Annotated in this window: 10 protein-coding genes; 9 read left to right on the forward strand and 1 reads right to left on the reverse strand. The window is 37.4% G+C overall.

Features of this window, described 5'->3' with window-relative positions; all coding sequences use genetic code 11:
- Positions 1-17: 17 nt before the first annotated feature.
- On the forward strand, positions 18-2,987 hold the full coding sequence (locus tag ACT29I_RS00820) for a sugar-binding domain-containing protein (protein ID WP_430932609.1): 2,970 nt from the start codon (positions 18-20) through the stop codon (positions 2,985-2,987).
- Between the two features lie 134 nt (positions 2,988-3,121).
- Here ACT29I_RS00820 and ACT29I_RS00825 read toward each other — a convergent pair whose 3' ends face one another.
- Positions 3,122-7,180, reverse strand: a complete 4,059-nt coding sequence (locus ACT29I_RS00825) for a hybrid sensor histidine kinase/response regulator transcription factor (protein ID WP_444792488.1) — start codon at positions 7,178-7,180, stop codon at positions 3,122-3,124.
- 413 nt (positions 7,181-7,593) lie between these two features.
- Between ACT29I_RS00825 and ACT29I_RS00830 the strand changes: the two genes are divergently transcribed.
- The 8 genes from ACT29I_RS00830 to ACT29I_RS00865 all read left to right on the forward strand — a co-directional run bounded on the left by ACT29I_RS00830 (position 7,594) and on the right by ACT29I_RS00865 (position 22,639).
- Complete coding sequence (locus tag ACT29I_RS00830; RefSeq protein ID WP_430932611.1) at positions 7,594-10,764, forward strand: SusC/RagA family TonB-linked outer membrane protein; 3,171 nt, start codon at positions 7,594-7,596, stop codon at positions 10,762-10,764.
- A 20-nt stretch (positions 10,765-10,784) separates the two neighbouring features.
- Positions 10,785-12,632, forward strand: a complete 1,848-nt coding sequence (locus tag ACT29I_RS00835) for a RagB/SusD family nutrient uptake outer membrane protein (protein WP_444792489.1) — start codon at positions 10,785-10,787, stop codon at positions 12,630-12,632.
- A 39-nt stretch (positions 12,633-12,671) separates the two neighbouring features.
- Positions 12,672-15,566: a SusC/RagA family TonB-linked outer membrane protein gene (locus tag ACT29I_RS00840; protein ID WP_444792490.1), complete on the forward strand. Its 2,895-nt coding sequence runs from the start codon at positions 12,672-12,674 to the stop codon at positions 15,564-15,566.
- A gap of 24 nt (positions 15,567-15,590) precedes the next feature.
- Entirely contained in the window at positions 15,591-17,318 is a 1,728-nt protein-coding gene (locus ACT29I_RS00845) for a RagB/SusD family nutrient uptake outer membrane protein (RefSeq protein WP_444792491.1), read from the forward strand.
- Positions 17,319-17,343: 25 nt separating this feature from the next.
- A complete protein-coding gene (locus tag ACT29I_RS00850) occupies positions 17,344-18,276 on the forward strand; it encodes a BT_3987 domain-containing protein (protein WP_444792492.1) in 933 nt (310 codons plus the stop codon).
- A 166-nt stretch (positions 18,277-18,442) separates the two neighbouring features.
- On the forward strand, positions 18,443-19,828 hold the full coding sequence (locus ACT29I_RS00855) for a cellulase family glycosylhydrolase (protein WP_444792493.1): 1,386 nt from the start codon (positions 18,443-18,445) through the stop codon (positions 19,826-19,828).
- A 40-nt stretch (positions 19,829-19,868) separates the two neighbouring features.
- Positions 19,869-21,611 (forward strand): sulfatase family protein, encoded by a 1,743-nt coding sequence (locus tag ACT29I_RS00860; protein WP_444792494.1) that lies wholly within the window; start codon positions 19,869-19,871, stop codon positions 21,609-21,611.
- A 266-nt stretch (positions 21,612-21,877) separates the two neighbouring features.
- On the forward strand, positions 21,878-22,639 hold the full coding sequence (locus tag ACT29I_RS00865; protein ID WP_444792495.1) for a T9SS type A sorting domain-containing protein: 762 nt from the start codon (positions 21,878-21,880) through the stop codon (positions 22,637-22,639).
- Positions 22,640-22,900 lie beyond the last annotated feature (261 nt).

A 22,900-nucleotide genomic window follows, 5' to 3' on the forward strand; every position in this document is an offset into this window, starting at 1 on the left:
TTTATAAAAATAAAAAGATGTTTAAACCTAAATTACAATTAGCCTTAATCTTATTGGGAATTGCAGTTTTAAGTGCTTGCACAACACAAATGCACGAGAATGATTTGCCTGAAGGAAAGAGGACGAAGTATAATTTTAACCCGGACTGGAAGTTTATAAAGGAAAACCCGGACAACGCCCAGCAGCTTAAGTTTGATGATGCAAACTGGACACCAGTAAGCTGTCCGCATACTTTTAACGATATCGATACCTTTGACGATTTAAGTCCCGGGCATCACAATGGCGAACACAACCAGTGGAGGGGAACTGTTTGGTATAGAAAATATTTTACCTTGCCGGAGACAGAAAAAGGTAAAAAAGTATACATCGAATTTGAAGGTGTACGTCAAATAGCGGATGTATATATTAATGGAGAGTATTTAGGGAAAAACCAAACCGGATTTATTCCTTTCGGATTTGATCTAACACCATACATTAAATTTGGCGAAGAAAATGTAATTGCCGTTAAAGCCAATAACGATAGAGGCGACCATTTTAGGGATAATTTTCCTTTGGTGTGGAATCATGAGCACTGGCACCCTACGCATGGGGGAATTTACCGTAATGTGTATTTACACACGATGGATCCGGTACACATCACTTTGCCCTTATACGATAACCTTAAAACAGTAGGTACTTATGTGTACACCGAGGATGTGAGCAAGCAACATGTTACGGTTATCGTAAAGGCAGAGGTGCAGAATGAAGATACTACGGATAAACACATTGTTTTTGAGTCATACATTGTAGATGAAGAAGGTAATGTGGTACAAAAAAGTGAAGCAAAGCAAACATTAATGGCAAATGCAAAATTTACTTTTGAGACTAAAATGGGCCTCGAAAATCCTAAGCTATGGTATACTCGTAATCCCTATATGTATAAGGTGGTTTCTGTGATTAAGGATCAAAACAATGTATTAGATACGTACAACACTCCGTTGGGAATCAGGAGCTTTGAGTTTAATAAAGATACAGGCTTTCATATTAATGGAGAACATACTAAACTTCACGGTTGGGGACAAAAACCAACCAACACCTGGGCGGGTTTAGGAGCTGCTTTACCCGATTGGTTGCGCGATTTTACTTTTCGATTAATGAATGAAGCTGGAGGAAACTTTATTCGATGGGGACATTGTGCCGGATCTCCTGCCGAGATTGCCATGGGAGATAAATATGGTTTTGTTACCTTGATGCCTGGTGTAGCAGGCGAATCGGAAGACGAAGGTGAAACCTGGGACATCCGGATAGCTGCTTTTCGCGATATGATTGTGTATTATCGTAACCACCCTTCAATAATGATTTGGGAAGGGGGTAACTGGGCCGAGTCAGCAGGGCATTATGAAGAGATTCTTGATGTGATCAATACATATGATTCCAACGGAAAACGCCTGATGGGTAACCGGCGAGCTGATAATGCAAAGTGTTCGGAGAAATATATTAGTATAGAAATAGGAACAGAAGGATGGGAAGGTGAATATCCGAACCTGCCTATCATCGAAAGTGAATATTGTCGTGATGAAGGTCCGCGAAGAGTGTGGGATGAATATTCAAGAGATGATAATTTTTTTAGTCATCCTAATTTTAAACGAAATACATACAAGTTTGCAGCAGAGAAATTTGCTGTGCGCCAGGCAGAGCATTGGTGGGAAAAGATGGGTAAAAAGCCTTACCATTGTGGAGGTGCCAACTGGATATTCTCCGATGGTCCCCATGGAGGCCGTTGTCCAACGGAGGTTACACGCGCCAGTGGAGAGGTGGATGCGGTACGTTTACCCAAAGAAGCCTTTTACGCATTAAAAGCCATGTGGCGTCCTGAGCCGCAGGTGCATATTGTGGGGCATTGGAACTATTCAGACGACACTAAAAAAACGATGTATGTTATCTCCAACTGTGCAGGAGTTAAATTGTATGTCAATGATGAATTAATTGGAATGGATACCGTACCTGATAATGGCTATGTGTATCAGTTTGATGATGTTCAGTGGAAATCCGGAGAAATAAAAGCGGAAGCTTATATCAATGGTGAATTAAAAGGAACGCAGGTAAAGAAAACGGTTGGCGAGCCTTTCGCTATCAAATTAACGTCTATTGCAGGACCAAAAGGTTGGCAAGCGGATGGTTCAGATATTGCTTTAATCGATGTTGAGGTGATTGATAAAGAAGGTCAACGCTGTGTGCTAGATAGGGGACGCATTGATTTCACCATATCCGGTCCGGCTATTTGGCGGGGAGGTTATAATAGTGGAAAAGAAAATTCAACCAATAATTTGTATTTAGATACTGAGGTAGGTATTAATAGGGTAGCAGTACGTTCGTTGTTAGAGGCCGGTAAAGTAGTTGTTACAGCCACGCGTGAGGGCTTAAAACCAGCTAGTATACAACTGATTTCTAAAGCGGTGAATGTTGAAGGTGGTTTAACCACCCAAATGCCCCAGGTTTTTGATGTCGTAGCCAAAGAAGAACCACTTCCCGTGCATACACCATTCATACCGCCTTATGTACCGGGAGTAAGCAATAAAAGTAAAATATTTACAAAATTTAGTTATACAGGTGACTCTCCGGCTATGTTACGAACCAATATATTCTGGGGAAAGAAACCGTATACCGATTTAAATTATAACTATACGCGAATTCCAACTTATTTGCATGGAGCGGAGTATGTACGTCTGCCTAATTCAGATAGCCATTATTGGGCACGTGATTTATTGCAATTTATTGCGGGAAAAGATATTACCCTTTATGTTGGGCATGATGACCGTGTGCCACGACCTGCGTTTTTAAGAGAAGAATATTTGGATACAGGTGAGGATTTTAAATTGGGTGATGTAACCATGTCGTTATTCAAACGTGAAGTAAAAGAAGGGGAAAGTGTTGTGATGGCAGGAAACTGCGACGGTGCTGCTCCTGAAAATGGCAGGATGTACGTGGTGATAGCTAAAAAGAAATAGCTGTTATTAGGCACATCATTCAATCATAGAAAAACTAAAAAACCAGAATTTCTTGGTTATAAAGAAATTCTGGTTTTTAGTATTGTATATTTTTTTTAGTCTATTGTCTCAAATCTTAAAATCTACTGTCCGGGCTATTGCTCAGTCCCTTTGTTGACTTTGATGTCATGATAAAACTCAGTAGGTGTTTTTCCATATTTTTTCTTGAATGTTCTGGCAAAATAAGAATGTGAGTTGAAACCGACATAAGTACCAATTTCTTCGAGGTTGTATTTATTTTCTTTCATCAGTTCTATTGTTTTCTTCATACGGATATCCCTAATGAATTCTGTGATACTCAGTCCAGAATCTTGTTTTACTTTTCTATGTAAGGAACTTCTGCTTATATCAAGATCCTCAGCTAATGTTCCTACACTAAACTGAGGATTAAGAAGGTTTTCCAGAACAAGTATTTCCACCTTCTCAATAAATGTATATTTCTTTTTAATCGTACTTGAAGGTCTCTCTGCCTTTCCTTCTTCTCTTATTTGATTTGATATTTCTTTTCTGGTATCCAGAAGGTTTTGAATACGAGCAAACAATAAATCTATTTCAACAGGTTTTATTAAATATGAATCGGCCCCATGTTTTATTCCTTTAATCTGATCCGATTTATCGGCCATTGCGGTTAATAAAATAATAGGAATTAGTCTTGTTTTGGAATTTTCCTTCAATTTTTTAGTCATCGACGAGCCATCTAATACAGGCATTTTTACATCAGAAACAATTAAATCAGGAATAATTTCCTGAGCAATTTCATAACCTTGTAAACCATTGGAAGCTGTTAAAACTTTATATCTTCTTTCTAAGGTTTTTTTTAAGTATTTTTTTAAATCAACGTTATCTTCAACTATAAGGATTACAATGTCTGATTGTAGCTTTTGTTGGTTACTATCCTCTTCTGAAGGTTGATAAGTTAAAAAATCTTTGGCTTCTTTTTGGATGACATGAGTGTATTCGGCGGGCACACTATCCGAATTAAATGGCAGGCTTATGGTAAAGTTGGTACCTTCACTTTTTGAGGATGTAACCGAGATGTTTCCCTTATGTAGTTGTATAAATTCTTTACAAATATGCAGGCCTAATCCTGTGGCCGAAGATTGAACACTGTCATGCATAGAAAAACGTTCAAATATTTTAGGTAATTGATCGTCGGGTATGGGGTTGCCATAATTTTTTACTTTTATTTCCAGGGTTTCCCCTTCGAAGGATTCCCCAGTATAGTACAAGTTTTCATAGTCTTTATTCGTTTTGTTCGATGATTCTATCGTTAATAGTATATTGCTTTTATCATCTGAATATTTGAAAGCATTGGAAAGCAAGTTAAAGACGATTTTCTCCATTTTATTATTGTCAATATTCATTTCCAGGCTTTCAAAACGAGAGGAGAAAATGAAATTGATATCTCTTTCAGATGCTTCAAAAGTAAAACAACTATATACGTTTTTACAGATTTCTATAATATCAAATTTATCAGGGTTATATTTAATCTTACCGGTTTCAATCAACCTAAAGTCTAAAAATTCATTGGTTAATCTTAACAGCCTGTCGGCATTTCGTTTAACCGTTATGAGATGCTCCTGGGTACTGTTATCGTATTTAAACTTTTGAATTAATAAATTGATAGGCGATAAGATTAATGTTAATGGTGTTCGTAATTCATGAGAGATATTGGTAAAGAACTTTTGTTTTTCTTTAAAAAGCTTTTCATCAGATTCATGCTTAAGGCGTTCCATCAACAATTCTTTTTCCATATTTATCCTGTAGTATGATTGTTTTGTAACTATATAACCAATAACCAGAATAAGAATAAAGTATATAACAAAGGCATACCATGTAAGCCAAAATGGAGCTTTTATGTAAATAGGTAATGACAATGGGTAGACTGACCAAATTCCATTGTTGTTTGAACCCAATATTTCCAATGTATAACGTCCGGGAGGAATTTTAGTGAATGAAATTTCGCTTTTGGTCTTCAGGTCAATCCAGTCATCCTGATAATTAACAAGTCGGTATTTAAAATTATTTTTGTAAGATTTAATAAAATTGTTGGCTACAAAACTAAACGATAGGGTGTTTGCATGCGACGGAAGTTTAAGTTCTTTGATTACGTTAATATTTTTATCTTTTAACTGTTTAATGGAACTTTCATAAAATGGTTGGTTATTGATGAAAATCTCGGATAACATCACATCCGGGGCATGTGGGTTTAGGTTAATATAATCCGGATCAATAACATTAAAGCCGTTGTATCCCCCAAAGAACAAAGTGCCCTGTTTTGAACATAGCGAAGCATTGGGGCTAAAATTCTTTCCTAAAACACCATCGTTCTCATTAAAATTAAGAATCTTTTCAGTTCGGGGATTGTACATCTGAATACCTAAATTTGAGGCTATCCATATATTCCCGGTTCGGTCGGATATAATACTAAAAACTTCATATAACTCATCGTTCCATTTTTTTGGAAGTTTTTTAAAAGTGTTGGTAAGGGTGTCTAAGATTAAAATACCCTTATTGTTTGTACCTGCCCAAATCTCACCCTGGTCTGTTTCACAAAGAGAATGAATTACATTTCTAAAACTTTCATCATCTTCTCCCAGATTTTTAATAGCATCACTATCTGTTTTTTTTACACATATCCCTTGAATAGTTGCAAACCAAACGTTGCCTTTATGGTCCGTTAATGCGGATTTTATATTGTTTGTTAATAAGCCGGAGTCATCGGTAGGGATTCTCTTAAAGTTATTCACTGCCTTGTTTTGGGGATTATAAAACGTGGCGCCTTGTCCGTTCGAGCAAATCCATATGCCATCATTAAACGGTTCAATTTTGTGTATAATGGGTGCTTTGCTGGCAAATACTTTTTCATCTTTCTTAAAGTTTTTTTCGTTTGGATTTTTGTACCATAAACCACTATTAAAAGTACCCAGCCATATTCTACCCTTTTTATCAATAGCCAATGACTTAATGTTGATTAGTTCTCCATGATTGTTATATAGTTTGATGGAATTTACGGTTTCTGTTTTTGAATCATAAGTTTTTAATCCGTCGTTTTCACTGCCCAAATAAATAATTCCTGATTGGTCTTCAATAATAGAGGAAATGATATTCCGCGTTATATCACTGTGGTAGGGAATTTTTTTAATGTGTCTGAAGGAATAGTTGTACTCACTATAATGTGCTAAACCTCCTGCCCATGTAGCCACCCACATACCATTGTTTTTATCCTTTAATAAATCTAAAATACTGTTGTGGGGCAGATTGTTAAACTCGTTTTCTACAACATAATGGTTCTGTTTTTCGTTGAGAATATGAATTCCCTTATATGTGGCCACCCAAATATCGCCGTTGTCCCTAGATTCAATTTTTCGAATATTGTTATTGGATAGATTAAATGGAGCAGGTTGACTTTCACTGTAATGTTGTATAAAACTTCCATCTACACCCACCTTATCTATTCCTTGATTAGTGTATCCTATCCATATATCATGATTGTTGATACAGATGGAACTAATTGGAGATTTCCTAAACGATTTCCACTGGTCGATACTTTTCAGAGTAGAATCTGTTTTAAAAATATGGCCGCCACCCAAACCAATCCATATGTTTCCGTTATCGTCTTTTGTAAAAGTCCTGCACTGAACATCTTTTTGTTCGTCGTAAAAAAAGTGGATGTTTAATTGTTTATTAAACTTGTTATACTTATAGAAACGGTGATTGATAATGCATAAGTAAACAGAGTCGTTGGCTTGTAATATATTGTTTACATAATGATTTTTGCCCCTAACAACGGAAGGGTTTAATTTGATTCGTGTAAAATCATTAGTCTCGCGATTAAATGTGCACAAGCCATTATCTGTACATATCCACAAGTGATTATTATTATCCAGATAAACTTTTTGAATATTATTGTCAGGTAAGGTGTTTGTGTTACCTTCTATTGACCTGTAATGATAAAACTTATGGGAATTGTAATTGTAAAGCCCATTGCTCGAACCAAACCAAATTAAACTATTCTGATCCTCCGCAATGGAGGTAATACCATCAAAGGCAAAACCTGACTCGGGCGACTTCTTTTCAAAGTAATAGGTTTGGGCAGATAGGAATAGGTTTGCAAAAACAAAAAACAAAGCAATCAAAAGAGACTTATACATATTAACTCAAATTAACAATTGACACAAAATTAATAATTATTCACTGTAATTATCAGAAACCACTCTTGTTTAATCATATAATGTTTGTTGCAATATGAAACATTTGTTCAGGCATGGCATATTCTTACTAGTTAATAATACAATGATTCACCCCTAAATGGTTAAAAGCCTTTAAAATTGTAGCATAAAGTTAAAAAGGGTGGAGCAAGAGGGAAAAACCGATAAGATCATAGTGAGAAAACCTGTTTCGCCAATGTTTTTATGCTGAGAGTTGTATTTATCATGAATTTTAAATTAATGAGTATGGACTAAATAAGTGAAAGTGTATAAGAGATATGGTGTAAAGGTTTATATCTCTGATAGGTTTTAAGAAATGAATGTTAAATTTAAGTGTAAATTAAATCAATAAATTTATGAAAAGAAGTAAGAACTGGGTTCCCATTATTGGGAATTATAAAAAAATAGTTCTATCCATGAATTTGTGTCTAATATTAATTTTAGGCTCATCGGTTTCTATAATGGCTAGCGAAAAGGAAGAGACTAAAGTTAATTCTCCATTTGTTGTTGTACAACAAGATGAAAAAACTCTGACAGGTACAGTTAAGGACCCACAAGGAGAACCTGTGCCGGGAGCTGCCATTATGGTAAAAGGAACTACAATCGGTACAATTACCGATTTTGATGGTGTTTTTAATTTGTCGGTACCTGGAAATGCTAATGTGATATTAGTTTCATTTATAGGTTATGCAAACCAGGAAATCACTATTGGAGCACAAACCAATTTTAATATTGTATTAAAAGATGATACCGAAATTATTGAGGAAGTAATGGTGGTAGCATACGGTGCCCAGAAAAAGGAAAGTGTTGTAGGTGCCATATCTCAAGTAAAGGGAGAGGCACTAACACGTTCAGGACAGTCAACCATCTCCAATGCGTTGTCAGGTCAAGCTCCCGGTGTAGTAACTGTTCAGCAATCAGGTATGCCAGGAGATACGGATGCTAAAATATATGTACGTGGTCAATCTTCATTTAGCGGAGATAACCAACCGTTAATTTTAGTAGACGGTGTAGAAAGAAGTATGAGTAATATTGATCCGTCTGAAGTGCAAAGTATTTCGGTACTTAAGGATGCCTCGGCTACTGCTGTATATGGTGTTAAAGGTGCAAACGGGGTAATATTGGTGACTACAAAGCGAGGACAGTTAGGTAGGATGGAGATTTCGGTTAATGCCGAGATGACTTTTACGAAACCTTCTTTTAAGCGCGAGGTCGAAAACTCCTATAATACACTTGTTGCCATAAACGATGTATATAGAAATAAACAAGAATGGGGTAAAGTTGTAAGTGACGAAATTTTGGAGCATTATCGTATTCAGGATATGCCGTATATATATCCCGATTCTGACCCTTCTGATTTTATGCTAAAAGATTGGGGTAAAGATCATAAAGTAAACGTTTCTGCCAGGGGAGGTACAAAAACATTAAAGTACTTTGTTTCTTTAGGAGCAGTGCACGAAGGTGGTTTGTTTAATTCCGATCCACAAACGCAATACGATGCAGGTTATAGCCATGATCGTTATACTTTCCGTATGAACTTCGATTTTAAACTTACAGAATCTACTACGGTAAAATTATCTTCAGGAGGTAACATTGGACAAACCAATACACCCGGCGAGACTTATACTTATATACCTAGTTTTATCATGTACAACTCTCCTTATGATACACCATATATCTATCCAGCTGAATTTGTAGAGCAGTATCCTGATGAAGATTGGCCTTATTTAGGAGATCGTTTAGCGGGGAGTAACATCGAGTTAGGTGAAAAAACACCTTATATCTTGCATAACTACTCTGGTTCAAGTCGTAATACCAATCATCAAATAGGAACCGATTTTACCTTGAAACAAGATCTGGGTTTTATTACAAAAGGGCTTTCTGCATCTGCGATGATTTCGTATAACAGCAAAGCCTACTACAATGCAGGTAAAATTAATTACTCCGCTGATTATTATGTATTTCAATATAATGGAGAAGATGATTACGACTGGACAAGGTTTATTGCTAAATCAGAAGATAATGAATCAATTATAAGACCAGCCTACTACAGTGCAGGAAGAAGAAACGGTAATCCAGTTAAAGATATGGTGTACCAAACCAGGTTAGATTACCGTCGTAATTTCGGATCCCATAATGTAAGCGGGCTTGCTTTGTTTAAAAGACGCGAATGGCAATCAGGATCTGCATTCCAACATTACGAAGAGGAATGGGTTGGACGTGCAACCTACGACTTTAAGAACAAATATATGTTAGAGTTGAGTGTGGGTATTAGTGGATCTGAGCAGTTTGCACCAAATAACAGGTTTGGTATTTTTCCTGCTTATGCTATAGGGTGGAATGTGGCTAAGGAGCCTTTTATGGCTGATTTGTTACCGGCTATGAATAATTTTAAAATTCGTTATTCGTATGGTGAAACGGGTAGTGATGCTACTATAGCTGGCTTTTTATACGAAGAAGCTTATGAAAACTCAAAAGGTTATAACCTTGGAGATATAAGCAGCAGCAGTGAGGTAAAAACCATAAAAGAAGATAAAGTAGCAAACCCATACGCACAATGGGAACATTCCATTAAAAATAACTTAGGTTTTGAAATGGGTTTCCAAAATAATACTTACACTTTTTCGGTGGACTTATTTAATGAGAAGCGTGATGGTATTTTGATGGAGCGTAACTCAATTTCAAGTTTGTTTGGTCAAGATATGAAAGCTCAAAATATTGGAGAAACAAAATCTCACGGTTACGAGATTGTGGCAGGTCTAAATAAACAAGTAAATAAAATTCGATATTGGGTAAATGCCAATTTTAACTTTAATGAAAACCGTATTGTAAAAAGAGATGAACCAGCAGGTACTCCTGATTACTTAAAAACGGAAGGAATGCCCATCGGTCAGGTAAGAAGTTCGTACAACATTGGTTACTACCAGAATATGGATGAGTTATTAAACTATTCTGTTGGGATGAGTACGCTGGATGTTGTTGGTAGAGACATGGTATTGGATTTTAATGGTGACGGTGTAATAAACAGCAACGATGTTGTACCATATGGTTATGCCAACCGTCCTAGTTATACATTTGGGTTAACTGCCGGATTGGCAGTGGGCAACTTCGATTTCAACTTCCTGGTTCAAGGGGCTACGCAGGTTACCAGAAGCGCGTTGCAACCAAACCCGGTTAACAACTACACAAAACAGGGAATCTTAATAAAAGGAAGGACTGATGTTTGGACACCTGACAATAGAGATGCTGAGTATGCCAACTGGGGCGTTTGGAGTGGGGCTCAAAAGAATAGAGTTCATGCAAAATATGCGAGACTTAAATCGGTAGAGCTAGGGTATAACTTCAAAGGAAATGTAATTAAAAAAGTGGGTTTGTCTTCTGCTCGTCTATATGTTCAAGGAACGAACCTGCTAACTTATGCACCTGAAATTAAGCTGGGTGACCCGGAAGCAGAGCCGAGCGCTACTGTTAATAATAATTATCCCTTACCTAAAAGGATAAATTTAGGAGTAAAAGTTAATTTCTAATGATTCTTAAAATCAGAAAAATGAAACGAATATTATATATATTATCTGTCATGTTGTTGGTGATGCTGACTACAGCATGTGAAGATTATTTAGATAAATCTCCGGATTCCGAATCCTTTACCAAGGAAGAGGTATTTAGTGATTATACTATGGCTCAGCAGTTTGTTGATCAATTGTTGATACCAAGTTATTGGGATTGTGACCCTTGGGATGACAGAGCCTGGGCAAGTGAAAAGGAAACAGCAACCGGTCTTCCATTACAAATGAATGGATCGCGCGACCGCATTACTGATGATTGTACACCAGCGCATTTAAAATTAACATCTGATAAAATGTATAATATCAGAAGAGGAGATTTTATTGCTGCTCAAAATGATAGAGATTTTAGATGGATGCCAAACCAATGGCGCAGATGGGATGTAAAATGGAAAGCGATACGTATCGCAAATCTATCAATCACCAATATCGATCAGTTGATTGATGCCACTGAAGAAGAAAAAGCCAATATTTTAGGTTTAGCCTATTTTATGAAAGGACACTTTTATTTTCAGGTAGTACAGAATTGGGGAGGTATGCCATGGCTTGATGGGCCTATGGATCCTTCTGGTGATATGGATTTACCACGTGATGACTACGCAACAACCATGCAGAATATTGCAGAGTCGTTTGATATGGCAGCAAAATACTTGCCAACGATTGTAGCTTCAGCAGAATGGGGACGCCCTTCAAGAGTAGCCGCTCTAACTTATAAAGCAAAAGCTTTACTGTTTGCAGCCAGTCCTTTTGCAAACCCAACTAACAATCAAAAAATGTGGGAAGATGCTGCCATCGCAGCTGGTGAAGCATTAGCTGCCGCAAAAAGTTCCGGTTACTATCAATTAATAGAAAAAGATAAATGGCGCAATTTATTTCATGGTTGTGTAGAGGAGACTTTCCAGGAAATCTTATTCGGAATCTTTCATAAAGATAAACAATGGAAAAAAGGTCAGCCTGATTGGTGGTATTCAGGCATTAGATCCAAAGCTTTTGGTAGTGGTGCCGCTGCGGAGTCTGTAACTGAAAACCTGGCTCAATGTTTTACATGGAGCAATGGTGACCCTATTGATCCAACGTCAGCCGAATATAAAACAACTCCTTATACCGGAGATGGTATTAACCATACAGGTAGAGACCCAAGGTTTGATATGTCGATTGTGTATAACGGTCAAGCAAACCCAATGACAACCAGACTGGGCAGAAACGTTCAAATCTGGAACGAATCATACGATAATAAAGCAGCGGAAGAACTTAAGTTGGATGCTCAAGGTAGTTCTCAAAAAGGATATACCATTACAGGTTATTATAACTGGAAACTTAAAGCGGATGCTAATTTTAAGAACAATGCCAAAACATCACACATGTTTAACTTTATTCGTTTAGCAGATTTATACTTGTTTTATGCAGAAGCGGCTAACCGCGCATATGGTCCAACCACTCCGGCACCAGGTTTTAGTATGTCGGCAGTAGAGGTTTTAAACGAATTAAGAGCCAGAGTAGATATGCCTGCGTATGATAATTCTACTCCAGGATTAACCATTGGAAGCATTGACGAATTTGAACAAAAAATCCGTAACGAATATCGTGTAGAAACAGCTTTTGAAGATAAACGTTTTTACAACCTACGCAGATGGCGCATTTTAGATAAAGCAGAAACGTTGGAACAGATGGGGATGTATATTAAAAAGACTGGAGCAGATGAATTTGAATATTCTATAGTTCGTATAGACGAAACTTATCAGCTTTATTATCAAGAACAACATTATTTATTCCCAATCGAGAATTCAGATACTTTCTTAGGACCTGATTTCGTGCAAAACCCCGGATGGTAGTAGGGATTGACTGTTTATTTAATTAAAAAAGTAATAAAAATGATATTATATAAATATAGTTATAAAGCAGTGTTCGCGGTAGTTTTGGGTATGTTTTTTCATGCAAATGCTATTGCTCAGGATGCTGCCGTAAAAACAGAGAACCCCAAAGATACTGTCATCAATAAGATTGAAGTATTATTTGGCGAAAGAAGTGAAGACCGTTTTGTCGGAAATCAGAATACTGTTTCCGGAGAGGATTTGGAAAATTATCCGACTTTGGATGTTCGTGAAGCTTTAGCTGGGAAGTTGCCGGGATTGTTTATGTTACAGAAGAATGGTAATATCGGTTATGATATTACAACCATTGATTCTGATGAGGATAATTTCATGACGTATATACGAGGTAGTTATGGTGACTATATTGTATTGATTGATGGCTTTGAACGTCCGTTTGCTAATTTAAGCATGGAACAGATTAAGGACATTAAGGTGCTAAAAGATCCGGTTACTAAATCAATGTATGGAGGAAGAATGTCGAACGGCATTATCATGATTACAACCAAGCGAGGAGTGGTTGGCAAAAACCAGTTTAAAGCAAAAGTTCAGCGGGGTATTAAAATGCCAACCAGGTTACCTGATTATTTGAATGCGGCTGAATTTGCTACTCAGTACAATCAGGCACTCAGAAATGATAATGCTGGTGAAATTCCGGACGGACTAGGGTATAGCGATGAAGCTATAGCTGCGTATGCCAGCCAGTCGAACCCATTACAGTATCCTGATGTGGATTATTATGATGAGTTTTTGAATAACTCAATGGACATCACTCGTGTAAGTACCGAGTATTTTGGAGGCACAGACCAGACCCAGTATTATTTTCAGGCAGGTGTTCAAAACGAAGGTGGTTTGGAGAAGTATGGCAGCAAACAAACTACCATGAACATATACAACTTAAGAGCTAACCTGGATGCTGAGTTTAATGAGAATATAACCGTATTAGCCGACTTTAGTGGTTACCTTGGAGATAGAGAATATTCTAAGGGATTTGGTGCATACAAGTCCAATTCAACAAATAATGACGATGATCGTCCTATCATTGCAGGTTTTAATACACTGTCATCTCGATACCCAAATGCATACCCTGTTTTTGTGGCACCGGATAGTTTGGGAGGTACATCAACGTTTAAAGATAATCCTTATGGAGCACAGGTAAGAAGTGGATATATCAAAGAGACTTATGCGCAGATGCAAGCCAATTTAGGGTTTGTTTTTAAACTGGATAACCTGGTAGAAGGTTTACAAGTTAAACCTAATTTTGCATTTGACATATATCACCAGCAAAACTTAAATAGCAGCAATACAGTAGGTATTTACGAAATTGGCTCATTTGATGAAGAAGGTAATCCTATAGCTATAAATGAAATACAAGCTGAGAAACTGGCAACCAGCCAAACTATTGGTGATGATGAATATTCTAAGCGTTGGGCGCTAAATGTATTGACTTCGTGGAAAAAAGAAATGGGAGACCATAAAGTGGATGCCGATTTGCTTTTTCTAATGTCGAAAGAGCTCTTGGCAAGAAGGTTAGATGACTACAGAAGGCAAAATGTTACCTTGCGTTCAAACTACACATTCAAAGGTAAATATAACATTGAGGGAGTGCTTAATTACGCAGGTTCCAGTAGTTATGAGAAGGACAACCGATTTAAATTATTTCCTGCGTTAGGAGCTGGATGGGTTGTTTCGAAAGAAGACTTTTTAAAGGATAATTCATTAATTGATTATTTAAAATTAAATGCCACTTGGGGCATTATGGGAGATGGTAATATAGCTCATCGTTTATGGATGGATAGTTGGGATGCCAGTTCAGGTAATTATACGCTTAATAAAGCATCTCTTCCTTTGTCGGGTTCTCAATTTGCTCAAATAGCTAATAATAATCTGGATTGGCCGACCATACGGGAGGTAGATGTTAATATCGAAGCTCGTTTGTTAAAGGCACTAGGTTTAAAAGTTAGTTATTTCGATTACTTAACCTCCGGTACTTTAAGTAAAGGTGGTAATACAACACCATCTATATTAGGAGGCAATGTGTTTTTGCCTCAGCAAAATTTTGGAGAAACAAGTTTGAAAGGTACCGAAGCAGAACTTTATTTCAGAACCAAAACTAAAAATTGGACCTTTGATATAGGTACACATATGACCATGTCAAAAAGCGAGAAAATAAAGATTGATGAAGCATATGATCCAAACTACAGTAGAGTAGGTGATGCTACCGATGATATCAGAGGTTATAATGCCATTGGTTTTTATACACAAGCGGATATTGATAATGCTATTACAGGTGATTTAGCGATTCCTTCTGGTGTGAGTCCCTCCGATTTAAGAGTAGGAAACATCAAATATGAAGATGTGAATGGAGATAAAGTGATCGACAAGTACGATGAAAAAGTAATTGGTAACTCAACTCCTCGTTTAATGTATGGAGCCAATATGAAAATCGGATATAAAAACCTGCAGTTGTATGCTTCTTTCTTAGGTTATGGAAAATATGATCGTAGGCTGAACGGTAATTTAAATGACGGATCAACTTTAAAGTATTATCATGCATATAGTACTCGCAAATACTCTAAGGCTGTTATAGAGGGGCTTCCTAACGGAAACGATCATCCATTGCTAACAACAGGTACACCAACTAACGATACAAAAAGTTCAACTTACTGGATTGTAAATGGTTCGTTTTTAAAGTTAAAGAATGTATCCTTATCTTATACTTTACCTAAAAATGTAAGCAATTCTTTAAAGTTAGGTGAGGTTAAACTTTATGTATATGGTAGCAACCTGTTTACAGCATCAAAAATCAAGGATTTAGATCCGGAGTCTCTAAGCGCAGGTGTAACTGCATTCCCATTGTTTAGCACTTATGCTGGTGGATTATCAATTTCATTCTAAATCACAAATTTAAAATAGAATATTATGAGATTACTTAAATATATATTTCTAACAATCATAAGCATGGCAACCTTGGTTTCATGTGATGATTTCTTAGATACGGTAACAGACTCGTCGATACCTACCGAAACAGCACTGCAGGACAGGGATATCTTTCTAGGGTTCTTTTATAAAGCATATCAGGACTTACCAGAACGAGTTAATTTTAGTTATGAAGCTGCTACTGATAATGCCATTGTAAACAAGGATTCTTATAATGAATCAAAAGCAGCCAGAGGTGGTATTACCACCCAAAGCAATCCTTTAGATGATGATATTTGGGAAACAAATTACAAGAATATCAACACTATAAACTGGTTTTTGGAGAAAATGGTGCTTGATGAAACAAAGGCTGTGCCTACGCCTGTTCGATTTGATTTAAACGAAGATGTAAACCTTAAAAAGTTTTACTTGACCTTAGGTGAAGCTTACTTTCTGAGAGCCTGGTATCAAATGGATTTGTTGGAGAAATATGGTGGAGTGGCTGAAGATGGAGTTGCTTATGGATTTCCAATTACAACCAGTTATCTTGAGTATTCTGATGATTTAAACTTACCAAGAAATACATACGCAGAATGTGTTCAGCAAATTTCAAACGACTGTGACAAGGCTTTTGAATACTTACCACTGCAATATTCAGAAAGTACCGGTAGCCTCGATGTTGGTTTATTAACTGATGCAGGAAGAGGATCGGGTATTGCAGCCCTGGCACTAAAAGCAAGAGCTTATTTATATCAGGCAAGCCCTGCCTTTAATGTGAGCAATAGCAACGAACTGTGGAATAAAGCGGCAACTGCTGCTGCAGAGGCTATCGAGGCAATTGGCGATGATGACTTAATGAGTTTATCGGCTTATTACAGCAAAAACAACCTGAACAATGGTACTGACTTTACCAACCCGGATTTGTTTTTTAGAGGACCCATTGTTGAAGATGATAATACTTTAGAAAGAGAGAATTTTGCTCCGAGAATGAATGGAGGTCAGGGGAAATTTAATCCCGCACAAAATTTAGTGGATGCATTTCCTATGTCTGATGGGTACCCCAAAGGGACATCTCCAACAGTTACTTTTGACGAGGATGCACAGTTTGCAGGGCGCGATACTCGTCTGGAAAAGGCTGTTGTGCATCATGGAGAATCATTTGGAGGAATTACATTAAGTACTTTAACTGGCGGATTGGATGCTTTTGGTTCTGACCAAAATGCGACAAGATCGGGTTATTACCTTCAAAAGTTATTGGATTCAAGTGTTAGTTTAGAAGCCAATAATCAAGTTAAGACTACCAGAGCGGTGTATCTTTTAGGCCGACCAGAGTTATACTTAAACTTTGCCGAGGCAGCTGTTCAAGCTACCGGAGACCCTGATGATGCTCAGTTTGGTTATAGCGCCAGAACTATTTTAGCCAAGGTTAGAGATAGAGCATTAGGGCAAGGAAATGATCAGTATTTGCCAACCGTTACAACAAAAGAAGCTTTTATTGATGTTGTGAGAAACGAACGAAGAGTAGAGTTGTGTTTCGAAGATTTCAGGTTCTGGGATTTAAGAAGATGGAGTGCCGGCGTTGAGGACAAAAGTTTAATCGAAACGCCTGCTTACGGCATATATTCTGAGAGTCCGGTTGAAACAAGGTCGTTTGCATCTCCATACATGCCTATTCCATATACTGAAATTATTAAAACAAGTGGTACTCTTATAAATAACAAAGGGTGGTAGTTTTGTTCACTATTTAAAACTAGAAATGATGAGAAAAATAATATTTGCACTGATCGTTATTGCATTTACCGGATGTAAATATGATGATGAGTACTTAGATCCAAGTTTGGATACGATTGCATACTTTGCTTCTTTCGAGAACCATAGCCGTACCGTAGTTGTTGGCGAGGGATTGAACTTTAAGGTAGGTGTAGCAATGGCTGGTGAATTGACGAATACAGAAGACAGAACTGTGGATTTTATGATTTACCAAAGCGGTCTGGCTTTTGAGGAGGAAGATGATTTGCGCGAGCTAATGCCAACATCTTTTTATAATGCAGATGAATTAAGTGGCACGTTTCAAACTATTATTCCTAAAGGGGAGTTCTTAGGTTTTTTCGATGTGGTGATGGATTCAGTGGCGTTTTTGAGCGACCCATTGTCGTTGGACGGAACATACACGCTTCCGGTTAAAATACTTGCTACATCTTTAGATTCTATTGGTAAAGATTCTGTTAATATCTCAGTTAAATATATGTGTGGAGTCGATGGATACTATTTATTCGACGAATCCGTTATTAGGCGCGAAATAGAAGGGACTGTGCTTGAGGATAAAACAACAACCGAAGAATATAAAAACGAAAGCGATGATAGTGCCTGGAGACTGGCAACCTTAGCTCCTTTCCAGGTAGAGGCCACCGGTGCAACTACATCATTTAATGGTGGTTTAAAGTTTAATATCACGGTTCAGGATGGTAATGTTTCATTACAATCTATCGAAGGAGAGCCAGTGGTAGAGGCAGATGGCGAAAATACATATGATTCGTCAACAAGAGACTTTATGCTTAACTTTAAGTACCAAAAGCCTGAAGTTGGCAATGATACAATCTATCACATTTCTACTAAACTTGTTTTCAGAAACAGGGTAAGGGATGGTGTTAACGAAACCAGAGATTATTTAAGTTATTTCAATAATTAAAATTTTGCTTACATGCCTTAATCGAATATTCAGCCAGAATATGGCAGAACTTTCAGGGTAAGGCACTAATAATGAATTAGGTTTTCCAACTGACCCCTCTAATATTTCTAATTGGAGGGGTCATGTTTTATACTCAAATATCAGACTATCTTAAATTTGTTCCTCAATGAAAAAAATACTACTATTAGTTATCCTTGTTATTTCAACGTTTGAATTATCAGCTCAATTAAAACATGCCCTTCGAGATGCTCATGGAAGACATGTGATAGGTCGCGGATTTGTTGTCGTAACCAATAATACTTTTTTCTCTGAAGATGATTATACCCGAATGGTTCGTCTTGGGGCAAATTATCAAGTGGTCCGTTTGGAGCTGGGTAAACTGGGCGACTTCCCCGGAGCCAGCCTTGACCCTAATTACCTGTTGAAATTGGACACCCTGGTGCAATTAGGCGCAAATGCCGGAATGAATACAGTATTTAAAATGACTGTTTATGGGGTGAAAGAGTTTTCCTGGGAAAAATTCTGGGTCAACGAAGACAAGGTACACGAAAAATACCTGGATGCTTGGAAGGTTGTTTGGAATCGGTACAAAAATATAAGTGCTGTTGTAGGCTATGATATTGTCAACGAACCGAGAAAACTTGCTATGGATATTAGTTATGATGACTTAACAAATCAATATCTAATCCCTTACTATCAGCGTTTAATTGATACGTCTCAAAAAATAAATCCTGACAAATACTGCCTTGTTCAATCTATTTTTATGAACAAAGGCGAGGCAATAAATGGTAACCAATATGCAGAGTTCTCTAGCCCTATTAAAAGAAAGAAGATTCTGTTTGCACCACATATTTACCAAAATCAAAAGGAGTTAGTTAAACCAACCCTCTTAAGATTCGAGAAAGAATCAAAGATATTAAAAGCGCCTGTTTTTATAGGTGAATGGGGTTTCCCTACTTTTAGTAGAACCGACTCTACCATGTCAGGCAGGCTGGGTCAATTAAATTATATGGATTTTTACATTCGAACTGCAGAATTGTTCGATAGCCTGGGCATTAATACCATTAAGGCATGGTTTTCAGGTAATCCCAGAATGCAGAACTTTTTGCCGGGCGGACCTTCAACCTGGGCAATTTTTACCGATAAACATGCAGTGGGTACCGCAGAACGAAAATATATAACCGATATAATTGCTCGTCCGTATCCTCAAAGCATAGCCGGGGACATTCAATCGTTTAAATACGATTTTGCAACCAGGAGCCTCGATGTGTTTATTAAAAGTGATAATTCTAAAGGGGTTTCAAAAATATTTGTTGGTGCAAACAGACATTATCCAGACGGATTTACTGTGGTGATAAACGATTCATTTATACTTTGTCATAATCCTTTAAAGACAACTGGATTAGATGTCGTTAAAATGGATATAGGAAGTAATCCGGCAGATGTATGCTGGAACAGTGCCAGACAACAGCTAATGATACAAAAGTGGCCGGTTGATAATAACGATGTTCACTTGCGTATTATCCCTGGAGTAAAGGATTATAAAGAATAGTCGCTTTTTACGTTGATCCGATTTTTAAAAATCAAAGTATATGAAGGTTAAAAGTTATATCGTTATTACAATTTCAATTTTAAGTATAAGTTTAATATCATTTATAGATATAGAAAACGAAACGCTTCAAATTTCAAAAGAGTACAATCAAATTAAATTGGCGGAGAGGCCAAATATCCTGTGGTTGGTAACAGAGGACATGGGGCCTTGGCTTCCTGCATTCGGTGATTCTACTGTTTTAACACCTAACTTAAGTCGGTTGGCAGAAGAAGGAATCATATATCCGAACTTGTATTCCGTTTCGGGAGTATGTGCCCCGAGCAGGTCGGCTATTGCTACCGGTATGTACCCAACAGGTATGGGCACAAACAATATGCGTACAGGATCTAATACTGAGCAAACGGGGCTAAAAAAGTATGAAGGAGTGCCTTCTTCAGACGTAAGGATGGTTAGCGAATTACTTCGTGTAAATGGATATTACTGTACAAATAATTATAAAGAAGACTATCAGTTTAGAGCGCCATGTACAGCCTGGGACGAAAGCAGTCCTTATGCACATTGGCGCAATAGAAAAAAAGGACAGCCCTTCTACGCCATATTCAATTTTACGGAAACGCATGAATCCGGTTTGTTTGAACCTTATGGTTACAGATATATAGAAACCAGGCATTACCAGGCAGGTGATACAAGTTATAAATGGGCATCCGGACGAATGACAGAGGAAGAAACATCAGTTCACTTATCTAAAAATACTGAATTCAAAATCCCTCCGTATTTGCCCCAGAATGAGGTAACGCACAGAGATATGTATAAGATGTATAACAATATTGTTGAAATGGACCGACAGGTTGGAGCGGTGTTGAAACAATTAGAGGATGATGGTCTGTTGGAGAATACAATCATTTTTTTCTACGGAGACCATGGAGGCCCCTTACCAAGGCAAAAACGATTAATTTATGACTCCGGACTGAATACACCTATGATTATTCGCTTTCCGAATAAGCAGCTTGCCGCAAGCAAAGATAACCAGTTGATAAGTTTTGTGGATTTTGCGCCAACACTGCTTTCTCTAGCTGGGATTACCCCACCCGATTACATGCAAGGACAAGCTTTTTTAGGAGATGATAGAGAAATAGAAGTAAGAAAATATATCCATGCAGCAGCCGACCGTTTTGATGAAGTAACAGATTGCTTGCGTGCTGTCAGAGATAAACAGTTCAAATATATTCGCAACTACAGGCCGGAGCAAGGATATTATTTGCCTCTCGCTTACCGGGAACAAATTCCTGCCATGCAAGAGCTATTGCGTTTGCGTGATGCCGGTAAATTGGATAGTATTCAAATGCAATGGTTTCGCAAAACGAAACCTAAAGAGGAATTGTTTGATTGTGAAAATGATCCTTATGAGTTAAATAATCTGGCGGATAATCCCGATTATAAGGAAAAACTAATGGAATTAAGGACTGAAATGGATCGTTGGATAAAAGAAATTGGCGACCAACCCAACCTGCCTGAAGCTGAACTTATTGAACAACTATGGAAAGGTAGTAAAGAGCAGCCTCAAACAGCGAAGCCTTTGATTGAATTCAAGGATGGCAAAATTACCATTACTTGTGCCACAGAAGGAGCATCCATAGGATATAAAGTTATTGACCAAGGTGGAAATGTACCCCAAAGCTGGACGGTGTACCAAAAACCATTTGGTGTTGCCAAAGGAGCTTCATTAATGGTAAAAGCACATCGGATTGGTTATAAGGCAAGTCAGGTTGTCAAATCAAATTAAAACCCGACTTGCATATATGTTAAAAACCTAAAATCAGCTAAATATTCTTTGCTTAATATGAACAAGTGTAGCATGCTGCTATAAATGTTCATTTTTGACATAAAACTTTCGTTTTAAGCAACATTGCTACAAGTGAAACTCCTCTAGGTTTCTTTACTTAGATACTGTAATCTCAATTAAAGGTATACGCAAGCCATTCGTTATAGAAAGGCAAGTAATTGTATGGGATAATTCTAATCTAATTACTAATTAAGAAACTTAAAAGGATGAAAAAAAATTTACGATTAACGAGTTTAGTAGCATTTTTAATGCTGGGTTTTTTTGGTGTAAGTGCACAATATCAAGGAGAAGGTCAATATCGTTTGAAAAATTTTGGTCAGGAAACCTATATGTCTTATGATGCAAACAGTGATGATATTTTAGCAACAGATGTTATTACAGGATCAGATATTCTTTTTAACTTGGTTCCTAATGTTGCTAATTCTGGTAAATTCAATTTGTTTACGGGTGATGGACAACGTTTTTTAATTGGAGTAAATGGAGGGACCGCAAAAACCAGTGATTTAACTGGCGATATAAATCAGGCAGACGCGCTTATTACTGTTGAAACGGTTGATAATGTGCATGGCAATGGCGATACTGAAAGATATTATTTAAGCGTAACGCCTGCAAGTGGACCAAATACAGGTGTTGTAAGGGCTTTTAATGTTAAAAGTAGCGATGCATTTGACATTGGTATGGGCCTCTACACAAATAAAAACCACAACCATTATAAGTGGATTTTAGAATATGTGGGTGGTGTTCCAACTGCTATTGGTGATGAGGTGAAAGAATCAACCAATTATGTATATCCAGTACCAAGTACCAATGGTATTTTTAATTTAAAAGAAAGTACAGACTGGGCTGTGTATTCAATTTCAGGATCGGCTGTAGCTGAAGGTAAAGGTCAGTTAGTGGATATTTCAACTTCGCCTAAAGGAGTATATATCATAAAGTACGACGGAAAAACGCAGAAAATTATGTTTTAATAAGTAGTTTTTATATTTGAAAAGTGAAGAAAGCTGTCTTAACCAGGACAGCTTTTTTTATGAGCGGAATTCTAGTGTTTCCCTGACTTAAAAACATGAATTCACGGGTCCGGTTTCGGTGAGTAGAACGTTCAGGAAGTTCTATGGAACGGTTCTGTGCCGCAATGTGCGTATAAGGAGTCGTTCCTTAACTCCTAAAATGGCGTAAAGCGCTTAAAAGTTAATACTGTAGAGGCAGATGCCGACCAAGCTTACGAACAG

Source organism: Saccharicrinis sp. GN24d3, from assembly GCF_052400645.1.
Classification (GTDB): domain Bacteria; phylum Bacteroidota; class Bacteroidia; order Bacteroidales; family Marinilabiliaceae; genus Saccharicrinis.